General features: G+C 67.3%; 13 protein-coding genes. 5 read left to right on the top strand and 8 right to left on the bottom strand.

The features are described 5' to 3' along the window. Positions 1-65 precede the first annotated feature (65 nt). The 7 genes from CAL13_RS10110 to mltG form a co-directional block, all read right to left on the bottom strand. Positions 66-587, bottom strand: coding sequence for a winged helix DNA-binding protein (locus CAL13_RS10110; protein ID WP_086072278.1), 522 nt, complete (start codon positions 585-587; stop codon positions 66-68). Between the two features lie 906 nt (positions 588-1,493). Next, positions 1,494-1,811, bottom strand: coding sequence for a YnfA family protein (locus tag CAL13_RS10105; RefSeq protein ID WP_086072277.1), 318 nt, complete (start codon positions 1,809-1,811; stop codon positions 1,494-1,496). 59 nt (positions 1,812-1,870) lie between these two features. After that, on the bottom strand, positions 1,871-2,800 hold the full coding sequence (locus CAL13_RS10100) for an ankyrin repeat domain-containing protein (RefSeq protein WP_086072276.1): 930 nt from the start codon (positions 2,798-2,800) through the stop codon (positions 1,871-1,873). A 133-nt stretch (positions 2,801-2,933) separates the two neighbouring features. Beyond that, positions 2,934-3,704 (bottom strand): TatD family hydrolase, encoded by a 771-nt coding sequence (locus CAL13_RS10095; RefSeq protein ID WP_086072275.1) that lies wholly within the window; start codon positions 3,702-3,704, stop codon positions 2,934-2,936. Positions 3,705-3,747: 43 nt separating this feature from the next. Beyond that, positions 3,748-4,806, bottom strand: coding sequence for a DNA polymerase III subunit delta' (gene holB / locus CAL13_RS10090; protein WP_086057292.1), 1,059 nt, complete (start codon positions 4,804-4,806; stop codon positions 3,748-3,750). Beyond that, on the bottom strand, positions 4,803-5,429 hold the full coding sequence (gene tmk / locus CAL13_RS10085; RefSeq protein ID WP_086072274.1) for a dTMP kinase: 627 nt from the start codon (positions 5,427-5,429) through the stop codon (positions 4,803-4,805). Before tmk ends, holB begins: the two co-directional genes overlap by 4 nt. Further along, positions 5,426-6,448: an endolytic transglycosylase MltG gene (gene mltG, locus CAL13_RS10080; RefSeq protein ID WP_086072273.1), complete on the bottom strand. Its 1,023-nt coding sequence runs from the start codon at positions 6,446-6,448 to the stop codon at positions 5,426-5,428. Before mltG ends, tmk begins: the two co-directional genes overlap by 4 nt. 141 nt (positions 6,449-6,589) lie before the next feature. On the opposite strand from mltG, the gene ygfZ reads away from it, so the two are divergent. After that, positions 6,590-7,642: a CAF17-like 4Fe-4S cluster assembly/insertion protein YgfZ gene (gene ygfZ, locus CAL13_RS10075; RefSeq protein WP_086072272.1), complete on the top strand. Its 1,053-nt coding sequence runs from the start codon at positions 6,590-6,592 to the stop codon at positions 7,640-7,642. Between the two features lie 50 nt (positions 7,643-7,692). Here ygfZ and proC read toward each other — a convergent pair whose 3' ends face one another. Next, entirely contained in the window at positions 7,693-8,529 is an 837-nt protein-coding gene (gene proC / locus CAL13_RS10070; RefSeq protein WP_086057288.1) for a pyrroline-5-carboxylate reductase, read from the bottom strand. Between the two features lie 221 nt (positions 8,530-8,750). On the opposite strand from proC, the gene ugpB reads away from it, so the two are divergent. From ugpB to CAL13_RS10050, 4 genes are all read left to right on the top strand, one after another. Next, a complete protein-coding gene (gene ugpB, locus CAL13_RS10065; protein WP_086057287.1) occupies positions 8,751-10,064 on the top strand; it encodes a sn-glycerol-3-phosphate ABC transporter substrate-binding protein UgpB in 1,314 nt (437 codons plus the stop codon). 211 nt (positions 10,065-10,275) lie between these two features. After that, positions 10,276-11,157: a sn-glycerol-3-phosphate ABC transporter permease UgpA gene (ugpA, locus tag CAL13_RS10060; protein WP_086057286.1), complete on the top strand. Its 882-nt coding sequence runs from the start codon at positions 10,276-10,278 to the stop codon at positions 11,155-11,157. A gap of 281 nt (positions 11,158-11,438) precedes the next feature. Continuing rightward, positions 11,439-12,290, top strand: coding sequence for a sn-glycerol-3-phosphate ABC transporter permease UgpE (gene ugpE / locus CAL13_RS10055; protein WP_086057285.1), 852 nt, complete (start codon positions 11,439-11,441; stop codon positions 12,288-12,290). Positions 12,291-12,318: 28 nt separating this feature from the next. Next, the gene (locus CAL13_RS10050) at positions 12,319-13,407 is read left to right on the top strand and encodes a sn-glycerol-3-phosphate import ATP-binding protein UgpC (RefSeq protein WP_086057284.1); all 1,089 of its coding nucleotides are present in this window, start codon (positions 12,319-12,321) and stop codon (positions 13,405-13,407) included. Positions 13,408-13,542: the final 135 nt, after the last annotated feature.

Genomic DNA, 13,542 nt, shown 5'->3' with positions numbered 1-13,542 from the left:
GAAACTGCCGAGACTGCTGCCGGCCGGCGTCCACACTGGCCGCGGCCGGCGGGAAGACGATGCCGCTACAGCGAGGTGGCCGCGCGCGCGGCCTGGTCATAGACGCCGGACAGGCCGCGCAGGAGGTTGGCGAGTTGTTGCGAGAACTCCAGGCCGTTGCTCGCGGCCGGCAAACCGTCGATGAGACACCGTTCCCGCACCTGGACGTAGCGGGTGATGATTTCGCTGCCCTTGGCGGTGACGGAATAGACGACTTCCTTGCCGCTGCGCTGACCTTGGACGACGCCCAGGCGTTCCAGCTTCTTGAGGGAGTAGTTGACGATGTGGGTGTCTTCGATGTTCAGGGTAAAGCAGATGTCCGCGAGTTTTTTGCCGCGCTGGCGATGGTGGACGTGATGCAGGACGATGACGTCGATGGCGGTCAGGTCAGGAAGGCCGGCGGCGGCCATGCAGCGGACGATCCAGCGGTTGAAGGCGTGGCTCGCGATCATCAGGCCGAATTCGACGGCCGACAGGTCGGGGGCGCGGTCGGAGACCAGATGGGCGGAAGCGGCGATTGTCGGCTTGGGGCTGTCGGGGGGTGGCATCGCGAGGGCCTTGGGTTTAGGTCATGTCGGGTTGGATGCTAGCGTTTCGTTGATAATTTATCAACGAATTGTTGATGATATGGGGTTTTCCCTGGGGTTGCCGGTTGTGGGGGTGGGTGGTGGTGTGGGGGGCGTCCGGCGGGGACGGCCTCTGCCGGGGGCCGTCCGGTGGAGGCGGCCTCTGCCCGTGGGCCGTCTGGTGGGGGTCGGCCTCTGCCCGGGGGCCGTCCGGTGGGGGCGGCTCTGCCGGGGGGCCGTCCGGTGGGGCAGCCTCTGCCGAGGGGCCGTCCGGTGGGGGCGGCTCTGCCGAGGGGCCGTCCGGCGGGGGCGGCTCTGCCGAGGGGCCGTCCGGCGGGGGCGGCTCTGCCGAGGGGGCGTCCGGCGGGGGCGGCCTCTGCCGCGGGCGGCCCGGTCGGCCGGTCCGGCGCCCTGCGCGCCGGACACCGCATCGCTTGCTTCGTCCGGCGGCCGTTGACGGTGCGCGTTCCTCTGGAAAGCGGGGCGGCACGCCTTCCTCAGCGTCGCTTGCTCGGCCTCCGACGGGCCGCCCCCGGCAGAGGCCGCCCCCACCGGACTCCGGGATATCTCAGCCGCGGACATCTGGGACGGGTTGGGTGCTTGGCGCTTCGGATGGGGCCTCGGGGTCGGTTGGAAGGTCTTGCGGTGCCCGCCGCTCCAGGCCCCGCGGGGGGCCTGGAGCGGCATACGCGGTGTGCGACGGCGGCTGTTTTTGGGAGGTGCGAGCTTTAAGGCTTTCAGGCTTTGAGGCTTCCGAGGTCCCGCGCTTTGGGGCTTCCGAGGGTCCGCGCTCTGAGGCTTCCGAGGGTCCGCGCTTTGGGACTTCCGAGATTCGGGCTTTGAGGCTTTCGAGGTTCCGGGCTTCCAGGCTTCGGCGTACGGGGCTTCTTAGCGTGGCTGGAATGCGATGACGGCCATGCCGGTCAGGGAGAGCGCGACGCCGGCCCAATCCCAGGGGGAAGGTTTGATGCCTTGGATGAACCATAGCCAGGCCAGGGCGGTGGCGATGTAGACGCCGCCATAGGCGGCGTAGACGCGGCCGGCCGCGGCGGGATGCAGGGTGAGGAGCCAGGCGAAGAGCCCGAGCGCCGCGGCCGCGGGCAGGAGGAGCAAGGGGGATTTGCCCTCCTTGAGCCAAAGGTAGGGGAGATAGGAGCCGACGATTTCTGCAATGGCCGTGGCGATGTAGAGGAGCAGCGTGTTCATGGCGGCTTCGGGGAGTCGCGACGGCGCCGTGCTGGGCGGCGGCCTGCCGGTTTTGCGGATCAGTCCGTGGCGCCGCTGCCGGGCGTGCCAAGGCGCACGCCTTCCACGCCCTTGAGCATCGGCTGATCTTCCCCTCTGCCGGGCTGGCCGCCCTGCGACGTGGGAGGGCTTGCGCCGGTCGGACCGGTGGACGCAGGCGGCGAAATGGTGGGGTGCGTGGCGCCATTGGCCGGGGAAGCCGCAGCGGCGCCGCCGGGGACGGACACAGGCGCGGCGTCCCGCTCTGGGTGCGCGCCGGCGGGCGGGCTTTGGCCCGTCAGCTGGCTCTGCCGCGCGGCAGCGGCACGCTCGAGCTCGGCGGCCAGGGTCTCGTGTCTGGCGGAGTGCGCCCAAGCGGCGGCGTCCAGGCCCTGGAGGTTGCGCATGGCGGGATCGGCGCCGGCATCGAGCAGCAGCTTGACCATGTCGGCGCTGCCGGACAGGCCGGCCATCATGAGAGGCGTCGTGCCATCCGGGCCGGGCGCATTGACGATGGCCCGATTCGAGAGCAGGAGTTTGGCGACGTCGAGCTGTCCCTTGGATGCGGCGTAATGCAAGGGGGTCCAGCCCAGACGGTTGACCTGGGCGCCGCGGGCGATGAGCGCCTTGGCGCGTTGGGTCTGGCCCTGGATGGCCAGGTACATGAGCGGGGTTTCGTCGTGCGGGTTGGCGGCATTGACGTCGGTCCGCGGGTCGGCGGCCAGGACGTCGAAGACCGCCCACGCGCCGTCCCGGACGGCCTGCATGATCGCCGGCTGGCCGTTGATGCGGGTATTGGGATCCCAGCCGCGGGCCAACAGCTCGCGCACGTCGCTCGCGCGGTCATTGGCGACATAGACGGGGGCACTGCCAAGATCGGCGGCAAAGGCCGGCAACAGCGGGCTCCAGGCGAGGATAGGCGCCGCGCCGAGGGCGGCGACGTGCGGTCTGAATATAGATTTCCTTTTCATATCAGCCTCTTGGAGGAGCTAGCTGCAGTGACTTCCGAACATACCGGGGAGCGGCGCTGGGGTCGGCGGACCCGTGGGCAGCAGGCGCAGCCCCCGCGAACACTGCTCGGTCAGATGTAAAGTAATTTCTGGGTTAACGCTCTATCTTGCTGAAGAGACGGAAGAAATTTTCGGTTGAGGCGGCCGCTACTTCCGCCACGGGGACGCCACGCAGCTCGGCGATCTTTTCGGCGACGTGGATGACCTTTGAGGGGTCGTTCAGCTTGCCCCGGTGCGGCACCGGCGCCAGGTAAGGAGAATCCGTTTCGATCAGGAGCCGGTCCAGCGGCAGGCGCGCGGCCACGTCCTGCAGGACGCTGGCGTTCTTGAAGGTGACGATGCCGGACATGGAGATGTGGAAGTTCAAATCCATGGCCGCCTGCGCAACCTCCCACGATTCGGTGAAGCAGTGCATGACGCCGCCCACTTCTTCCGCCTTTTCTTCGCGCAGGATCTTCAGGGTGTCTTCCGCCGAGGCGCGGGTGTGGATGATCAACGGCAATCCCGCATCCCGGGCGGCGCGGATGTGGGTGCGGAAACGGTCGCGCTGCCAGTCCAGGGGCTCGCTCAAGCGGTAGTAGTCGAGTCCCGTTTCGCCGATGGCCACGACTTTGTGATCGGCCGCCAGTTCCACGAGTTCATCGGCCGTGGGCACCTGGGTGTCTTCGTAGTCGGGATGTACCCCGACGGACGCCCACAGGTTGCGATGCGGCCGGACCAGCGCCATCAGGCCGGGCCAGTCGGGCATCGCGACGCTGACCACCAGGGCATGCGTGACCTGGTTTTGGGCCATGCGATCCAGGATGTCGGGCAGGTTTTCCGCAAGCTCGAGAAAGTTCAGATGACAGTGGGAATCGACGTACATGGTTCTTTATGCGATGGGCGCCGCCGCGCGGCCCGCCCGGGAGTCAAGCTTGGCAGGATAGCACCACGCGCTGCAGCGCCGCATGCGCGAACAGTTTGCCGTTCAGGGGATGGCCCGCCACCGCGCGCTGGCGGGTAAGCCAGCGCGCGGCTTCGGCGACACGGGCGGCGTCCGCGCGTGCCGCGGTGCGGGCCATGGCCTGTGCCAGGGACGGAAAATAGCGCGGCGATGCGCCCGCGCCCGCCAGCATCAGGTCGACGAAGAAGCGCTGCAGCGCGTCGATCCATTGGACCGCCGGCATTTTTTCCAGCTGGTCCGCCAGCGCGCCGATGTCCGGCGGCTGACCCTGGGCCAGGGGCGCGGCCAACTGGTCCAGCCAGGCCGGACAGGCGCTTTCCTCGGACTGGGCCAGCCGCAGCGCCGCCAGCGGCGCGCCGCCAGCGGCGGCCAGCCAGGAGCCCGGGTCCTGCACGCCCTGGGATTGAAGCCATTGCAACGCGGCTTCCGGCGCCGGCGTCGCCAGCGGCAGGCGGCGGCAGCGCGAGAGCAGCGTCGGCAGCAGGCGATCCGGCGCGTCGGCGACCAGCAGGAATACGGTATGGGCCGGCGGCTCCTCGAGCACCTTCAGCAGCGCGTTGGCCGAGATCACGTTCAGCGCCTGCGCCGGATACAGCAGCGCCACGCGCCAACCGCCCCGGTGCGTCGCCGTGTTGAACCAGGACTCCAGCGCGCGGATCTGGTCCACACGGATGTCCTTGGACGGCGCGCGCTTGGCCGATGCGCCGCCACCGGAAGCCGACTCTCCATCCTCCGCTTCGCCGGTTGCGTCGGCGCCCTCTTCCAGCGCGACGGCTTCCGGGCGGATACGCCGCAGATCCGGATGATTGCCGCCGGCCACCCAGGTGCAGGCGGCGCACTGGCCGCAGGCAAGGCCTTGCCTCGGCGACTCGCAAAGCAGGCTGGCGGCGGCGGCGGCGGCGAACTGCAGCTTGCCGATGCCGGCAAGGCCATGGATCAGCCATGCGTGCGCGAAACGGTCCCGGTTTTCAAGCCAGCCGCGTGCGGTGTCGACCTGCCACGGAAGGAATTGCGCCAGGCTCATCGGGCGCCTTCCACCAGTTCCTGGATATCGGCCTGCAGCTGGGCGCGGATGGCGGCGATGTCTTGCGCGCCGTCCACGACGCGGATGCGCTGCGGGTGCGCGTGGGCGCGGGCCCGGTAGGCGTCGCGGGTGCGCTCGAAAAAGGCTGCGCCCTCGCTTTCGAAGCGGTCTGGGGTGCGGGCATCGGCCAGACGGGCCCGCGCGACATCCAACGGCACATCGAACAGCCACGTTCGGTCGGGCTGCAGGCCCGGGTGGACCCAGGCCTCCAGCGCGGCGACCCGCTCCGCGCCGAGTCGCCGGCCGCCGCCCTGGTAGGCATAGGTGGCATCGGTGAAGCGGTCGCACACGACCCAGTCGCCCCGGGCCAGCGCCGGCTCGATCACCTGGCGCACGTGCTCGCAGCGCGCGGCGAACATCACCAGGGTTTCGGTTTCCAGCGTCATCGGCTGGCTCAGCACCAGGTCGCGCAGTTGTTCGCCCAAGGGCGTGCCCCCCGGTTCGCGCGTCGCGACGACACGGACGCCATGGCCCCGCAGGGCGTCGGCAATCCACGCCGTATGCGTGCTCTTGCCGGCGCCGTCCACACCTTCGAGGGTGATGAATTTCCCGCGTGTCGTCATGGATTCCGCTCCCGGCCGAGTATGTAGCGCGATACGTTGCGATTGTGGTCGGACAGCGTCGAGGAAAATTCGCTGGTGCCGTTGCCGCGCGAGACGAAGTACAGGTAATTGTGATGCGCCGGGTGGACCGCCGCGTGCAGCGCAGCCCGTCCCGGGCTTGCGATGGGCGTGGGCGGCAAGCCCGGACGCGTATAGGTGTTCCATGGGGTATCGGCCTGCAGGTCGCGCTTGCGGATGCGGCCCTGGTAGGCGTCGCCCATGCCATAAACGACCGTGGGGTCGGTCTGCAGCGGCATGCCTTCGCGCAGCCGGTTGACGAACACGCCCGCCACCCGCGCGCGATCGCCCGCGTCGCCGGTCTCCTTTTCGATGATCGAAGCGAGTATCAGCGCCTCGTAGGGCGTGGCGACGGGAAGGTCCGGATCGCGGCCGGCCCAGATCTGCGCCAGGATGCGCTGCCCCTCTTCATAGGCCCTGCGCAGCAGATCGAAATCGGTGCTGCCGGGGGTGAAAACGTAGGTATCGGGAAAGATGAGTCCTTCCATGCTGGGCGCGTCCGACCCCAGGCGGCGCAGCAATGTCGCGTCGTCGACGTCGCCCAGTGTCTGTTTCACGTCGGGATTCTCGCGCAGCGCCTGGCGGATCTGCTTGTAGGTCCAGCCTTCGACGAAAGTGATCTGGCGTTGAGTCATGTCGCCGCGCGCCAGCCGTTCCAGCAGGCGCCACGGCGTGTCGCCCTGCAGCGCCTGATATCCCCCCGCCTTGATCAGTTTGTCGCGCCCGCTCAGCCGCGCCATCCAGACAAAACCGTCTTCCCATACCGACACGCCGGCCGCGTTCAAGGTTCGGGCGACGCTGCGCGGACTGCTGCCGGGATCGACGACGAAATCGACGCGCTCGGCCGGCAGCCGCACGGTGTGATGCATCCACAGCCAGGCCGCGCCGCAGGCAGCAGCCGCGGCGACGATCAGGACGAGCAGCGCGGCAAGCAGAAAGTAGGAAAACGAACGCTTCTTCATGAGACCACGCAGTTTAAAGGAGAAAGCCGCTCAACCCTGAGCGCGGTCGGGCCTCGCCCTGTCAACGCTGGAAGGAGCCCCAACGGCAGGCCGGGCGGTATCATCCCTGTTTCGCAAAGCTTTGCCGCAACCGGTTTGCTTATGACTGACTCGCACACCGCACTTACCCCTGATTCCGCCGGCGCCGACGCCGCGCCCGTTACGGCGGGCCGCGCACCGGCTTATTGCGCCGTCCTGCCGGCCTTCCACGTCATCGCCGCCAGCGGCGCAGACGCCATCGAATTCCTGCACGGGCAATTGACGCAGGACGTGCGGGGCCTGGCCGCCGATAGCGCTGCGCTGGCGGGCTACTGCACGGCCAAGGGTCGCCTGCTCGCCACCCTGGTCATGTGGCGGCCGGCCACGGAGGCCCCCGATCGCCCGGATGATGCCGATACCCCTCGATTGCACGCCCTGGTCCGCGCCGATGTCGCCGAACCCTTGCTGAAGCGGCTGCGGATGTTCGTGCTGCGCGCCAAGGTCAAACTGGCGGCTGCGCCGCTGCGTGTCGCCGGTGTCTGGACGCAGGGCGACGGCACGGCTTTGGAAGCCGCCGCAGGCGGCGCGCTGCCGCGCCAGCCCTGGCGCCGCGCCGAGCTCGCCAGCGGCGCCTGGATCGCCGCGCCGGCGGCGCAAGGCCTGCGCTGGTGGTGGATCGCCACGGACGCGCAGATCCGGGCGGCGGAAGCCGCCTTGCGCCCGGTGCTGAGCGAGGGCAGCCCCGACGCCTGGCTGGCCGCCGACCTGGCGGCAGGGTTGCCCTGGGTTGGCACGCCCACCCAGGACCTTTTCATTCCGCAGACGGTGAACCTGGACCTGATCGGCGGCGTCAGCTTCACCAAGGGCTGCTACCCGGGTCAGGAAGTGGTGGCCCGCAGCCACTATCGCGGGACCGTGAAGCGCCGGATGGCCTACGGCATCGTGGCGGGCCGCTCGGGCGGCGACATCCCGGCCGGCACCGATGTGTTCGACGCCACGGATCCGAACGAACCCTGCGGACGCATCGTCGACGCGGCTGGCGCCGGGGATACGGCCGTTCTGTTCGAAACCACGCTCAGCGCGCTGTCTTCCGGACAGTTGCGGCTGGGCAGTGCGGACGGCCCCGCCATTGACGTCCGCCCCCTGCCCTATCCGCTGCGCCAGGACCAGGAATAAACGCAAGACCGGCCGTGGCGCCGCCGTTGCGGCGTCCGCCCGGCGGCGGCTCAAACCTGGCCGAATTCGTCCGACAGCTCACGGGAACGATGCGCGGCGGCCTGCATGGCATGCGCGATCAGCTCCATGAAGTGGCCGTCCTCCAGCACCTTCAAAGCGGCGGCCGTGGTGCCGCCCCTGGAGGTCACCCGTTCTCTCAGCACGGCTGGCGGATCGTCGGATTCCCGCGCCAGACGCGTGGCGCCGGACAAGGTGCCAAGCGCCAGTTCGCGCGCCTGCGCAGCGTCCAACCCTACCTTCATGCCGCCTTCGATCAGGGCCTCGATGAATCGGAACACGTAGGCAGGGCCGCTGCCTGACAAGGCCGTCACCGCATCGATGGCGGCATCGTTTTCGACCCAGACGACCTTGCCCACCGACGCCAGCATTGCTTGCGCCAGGTCGCGCTCGGCTTGCGCAACGCCCGGCAGGGCAAACATGCCCGTCACCCCTTCGCCCACCAGCGCCGGCGTATTCGGCATGCAACGCACCAGCTTCGGCCAGGGGCCCTTATCGCCGCCCAGCCATGCCGCCAGCACATCGCCGCGGATGCCTGCCGCCACGCTGATGACCAAGGTCCCGTCCCGGAGAAACGGCTGCGTGGCCCGGACCGCGTCGTGCATGAATTGCGGCTTCACCGCGTAGAACCAGACGTTGCAGCCCGCCAGTCTGTCGTCGGCGGCCGTGGCGGCCGACGCGCCCCGCTGCAGCCAGCCGGCATGGGCGTCCCGATTGATATCGATGACGTGGAAATTGCCGGCCGGAGCGATCTTGTCCGCCATGCCGGCGCCGAGCGCGGAGGCCATATTGCCGCCGCCGATGAATGCGATACGCAGGTTCGTGTCCATGGCAGGAATTGTAAACGGGGCGGCGCATCACCCGCGCGATCCGCGCGCCACTGCCCGCGGCGCAGGGCCGATCCGCCTGGCAGGCTAGGAGAAGTCCTATTTGACAGGGACGGAACGCGATGTAACAGTCACGGATTCGTCACAAACAAGTCATATGGTGTCGGGCTGTTTGTTCCCCGCCCCCGGGGGACTGCGGCATTCCAACCCAGGAGGAACCATCCATGCGATCCCCCCGCCTCGCGCTCGTCGCGGCATCCCTGCTGACGGCCTTCAGCGCCGCTTCGGCCAATGCGGCCACCGAAATCCAGTTCTGGCACTCCATGGAAGGTGCTTTGGGCGACCGTGTCAACGAAATCGTCAACGATTTCAACAAGACCCAGTCCGACTATCAGGTCAAGGCCGTCTACAAGGGCAACTACGGCGAGTCCATGAACGCCGGCATCGCGGCCTTCCGCGCCGGCAACGCCCCCGAAATCCTCCAGGTCTTCGAGGTGGGCACGGCCACCATGATGTACGCCAAGGGCGCCATCAAGCCTGTCCAGCAAATGTCCGAGGAAGCGGGCGACCCGATCAACCCCAAGGACTTCATCGGCGCGGTGGCCGGCTACTACTCCTCCGCGGACGGCAAGCTCGTTTCGATGCCGTTCAACAGCTCGACCGTGGTGTTCTACTACAACAAGGACGCCTTCAAGAAAGCCGGGCTGGATGCCGACAAGCCGCCCAAGACCTGGCAGGAACTGGCAGAGGCGACGCAGAAGCTGAAAGCGGCGGGACAGGAATGCGGCTATACGACCTCCTGGCCTTCCTGGGTCCAGCTGGAAACGTTCTCGGCCTGGCATAACGTGCCGTACGCCACGCAGGACAACGGCTTCAAGGGGCTGAACGCCCGCCTGGCCATCGATTCCCCGCTGCATGTGCGCCATCTGGAGTTCCTGGCCAAGCTGGCCAAGGACGGCGAATTCATGTACGGCGGCCGCGGCGACGACCCCAACGCGCTGTTCATCTCGGGCAAGTGCGCGATGATCACCGGCTCCAGCGGCCTGCGCGCCAACATCATGAAGAACGCCAAGTTCGAGTTCGGCACCTCCACCCTGCCCTACTACTCGGACGTCAAGGGCGCTCCCCAGAACACCATCATCGGCGGCGCCTCGCTGTGGGTCTTCGCCAACAAGAAGCCCGAGGTCTACAAGGGAGTGACGAAGTTCTTCAAGTACCTGTCCAGCCCCGAAGTGGCCGCCAAATGGCACCAGCAGACCGGCTATGTGCCGGTGACCAAGGCCGCGTACGAGTTGACGCAGAAGCAGGGTTTCTATGAAAAGAATCCCGGCACGGACGTGGGCGTGAAGCAGCTGAACGTGGAAACCACCGCGCAATCGCGCGGCGTCCGGCTGGGCTATCTGCCGCAGATCCGCGAGATCGAAGACGCTACCATCGAACAGATCGTTTCGGGCAAGGTCGGCGCCAAGGAAGGCCTGAGCAACGCCGTCAAGCGCGGTAACGACCTCCTCGAGAAGTTCGAAAAGAGTGTAAAGTAGCGGCCTTTTTTGGACCGACGTAGGACCGATCCCCGGTTTTTGGGGTATCGGTGCATAGGCCCCGGTATACCCGGGGCCTATGCCGTGGGTCCGTCCAGGCCGGCCGGGCCGCCCATAGAGGGCGCCCGGGACGACCGGGGCGCCGTATCGGCGCCCGAATATTTCAGGTTTTTTACGCTCGCGGCATACCGCGCGGCGATGGCTCCCGAACATGGAAAAACGCGTCGTCTTCGGCCACAAAGTCCTGCCTTATCTTCTGCTGCTCCCCCAGCTGGTGATAACGGTAGTGTTTTTCTTCCTGCCGGCGGGGCAGGCGATGTGGCAGTCGCTGCACGTGGAGGATCCGTTCGGACTGTCCTCCCAGTTCGCCGGGCTGTCGAACTTTATCGACCTCTTCCATCAACAGACCTATCTCGAGTCGTTCAAGGTCACCGCGGTGTTCTCACTGCTGGTGGCCGTGGTGGGCCTGTCGGTGTCGCTGCTGCTGGCCGTCATGGCCGACCGCGTGATGCGCGGCGCAGGCATCTACAAGACGCTGCTGATCTGGCCGTACGCGGTGGCGCCCGCGGTGGTGGGCGTGCTTTGGCTGTTCCTGTTTTCTCCGGCGGTCGGGATCCTGGCCGTTCTGCTGCGCAACCTGGGCGTGGATTGGAATCCGCGGCTGGACGGCGCGCAGGCCATGACCCTGGTGCTGATCGCCTCGGTATGGAAGCAGATTTCCTACAACTTCCTGTTTTTCCTGGCCGGACTGCAGTCCATCCCCCGCTCGCTGATCGAAGCGGCGGCGATCGATGGCGCCAGCCCGGCGCGGCGCTTCTGGACCATCGTTTTTCCGCTGCTCTCGCCGACGACCTTTTTCCTGCTGGTAGTCAACGTCATCTACGCCTTCTTCGATACGTTCGCCGTCATCGATACCACGACGCAGGGCGGCCCCGGCACGTCCACCGCCATCCTGGTCTACAAGGTGTACAGCGACGGTTTCCGCGGGCTGGACCTGGGATCGTCGGCCGCGCAATCGGTGGTGCTGATGGCCATCGTCGTGGCGCTGACGGTGATCCAGTTCCGGTATATCGACCGGAAGGTGCAGTATTGATGGGGCCCACCCCCGAAGCGCTTCGCGCTTCCCCCTCAAGGGGGCGCGCCTGCGGACCGGCGAAGCCGGATCCGCGGTGGGGGGAAGGCCCACCCCCGAAGCGCTACGCGCTTCCCCCTCAAGGGGGCGCGCCGGCGGACCGGCAAAGCCGGATCCGCGGCGCCCCGGTCGGCGGGCAGCCGTGTGCGGCCAGGGGGGCGCTGGTGGACCGGCGGAGCCGGTGGTGGTGTGGGGCGTTCCCGATGGGGGGACTCGTGTACGTTTTTTATAGGCTTTAGGCAATGGTTGAACGCCGTCCCTGGCTGGATGTCCTGGCCCACGTGATACTGCTCTGCGGCATTGCCGTGGTGGCATTTCCGTTGTACGTCACCTTCGTGGCGTCGACGCAGACTGCGCAGGAAGTGGCCAACGCGCCGATGTCGCTGATCCCGGGATCGCACTTCGTCGACAACTATCTGCAGGCGCTGTTCGCCGGGTCGGGCGGCGGCTCCAGCGGTACGCCGGTGGGCCGCATGATGTGGGTCAGCCTCGTCATGGCGCTGTGCATCTCCATCGGCAAGATTGCGATTTCGCTGCTGTCTGCGTTCGCGGTGGTGTACTTCCGCTTTCGCGGCCGCATGTTCTTCTTCTGGATGATTTTCGTCACCCTGATGCTGCCGGTGGAAGTCCGCATCGCGCCCACGTACAAGGTGGTTGCCGATCTGGGACTGCTCAACAGCTATGCCGGCCTGACGCTGCCGCTCATCGCGTCGGCCACCGCGACCTTCCTGTTCCGGCAGTTCTTCCTGACCGTGCCTGACGAACTGGTCGAAGCGGCGCGCATCGACGGCGCGGGTCCCATGCGCTTTTTCCGCGACGTGCTGCTGCCCCTGTCGCGCACCAGCATCGCCGCGCTGTTCGTGATCCAGTTCATCTACGGCTGGAACCAGTATCTGTGGCCGCTGCTCATCACGACGCAGGAAGACATGTACCCCGTCGTCATCGGCATCAAGCGCATGGTCAGCGGCGGCGACAGCGTGACCGAATGGAATATCACCATGGCCACCGCGATGCTGGCCATGCTGCCGCCCGCGCTGGTCGTCATCCTGATGCAGAAATGGTTCGTCAAAGGCCTCGTGGACAGCGAGAAATAAGCGCGGCCGCAACTCACCGATACTCCGTATGGCTACTCTGAGCTTTCGCAACGTCAAGAAAACCTACGCGGGGAATATCCCCGTCATCCATGGCATTGACGTGGACATCGCCGACGGCGAGTTCGTCGTCATCGTCGGGCCTTCCGGCTGCGGCAAATCCACGCTGATGCGCATGGTGGCTGGCCTGGAGACGATCACCAGCGGCGAGATCGCGATCGATGGGCGCACCGTCAACGACCTGGAACCCGCCGAGCGCGATATCGCGATGGTGTTCCAGAACTACGCGCTCTATCCGCACATGAGCGTGTTCCAGAACATGGCGTACGGCCTGAAGATCCGCAAGATGCCCAAGGACGAGATCCGACGGCGCGTGGAAGCGGCGGCGGAGATCCTGGAACTGGGCCCGCTGCTGGAGCGTCGCCCGCGCCAGTTGTCCGGCGGCCAGCGGCAGCGGGTCGCCATGGGGCGTGCCATCGTGCGCGAACCCAAGGTCTTCCTGTTCGACGAACCGCTGTCCAACCTGGACGCCAAGCTGCGCGTGGCCATGCGGCTGGAACTGCTCAAGCTGCACCGCCGCCTGGGCACCACCAGCCTGTACGTGACGCACGACCAGGTGGAAGCGATGACGCTGGCCCACCGCATGATCGTCATGAACAAAGGCGTGCCCGAGCAGATCGGCACGCCCATGGAAGTGTTCGAGCGTCCAGCGTCCACCTTCGTCGCCGGCTTCATCGGATCGCCGCCGATGAACCTGATCCAGGTCCAGGTGCAGGGAGACGGCACGATGAAGACGGCCGGCGGCATCGACCTGGCGATCCCGCCCACCGAGGTGCCGGCGGCGGTACGCGGCCGTGCCGTCATGCTGGGCATCCGGCCGGAACACATGGTGCTCAATGCCCCCGGCATCCGGGTGGAAGTCGAAATGGTGGAAACGCTGGGCTCGGAGCAATTGGTCCACGGCCGCTGCGGCGACGCGGAACTGGTCGTGCGCTGCACGACGCGGCAATTGCAGGAAGCCACGATCCGGCCGGGCGACCAGCTGAGCATCGGCTCGGACGGCCGCCATCCGCTGCATTGGTTCGAAACCGATAGCGGCAAGCGCGTCCAAGGCATCTAAGCAGGGCGCCCCACCCGCCCAGCGCGGGGTGGCGTGCCTCCGCATGCCTCCGCATGCCTCCGCATGCCACCGCCGCATCCTGCTGCGGCATTGAACGGGCGCGGCCGCCGTGCCGGTCGCAGCGGGCGTCCGCCC

It is taken from the genome of Bordetella genomosp. 9, assembly GCF_002119725.1.
Taxonomy (GTDB): domain Bacteria; phylum Pseudomonadota; class Gammaproteobacteria; order Burkholderiales; family Burkholderiaceae_B; genus Bordetella_C.
This window is presented reverse-complemented; position numbering and strand designations above follow the sequence as displayed.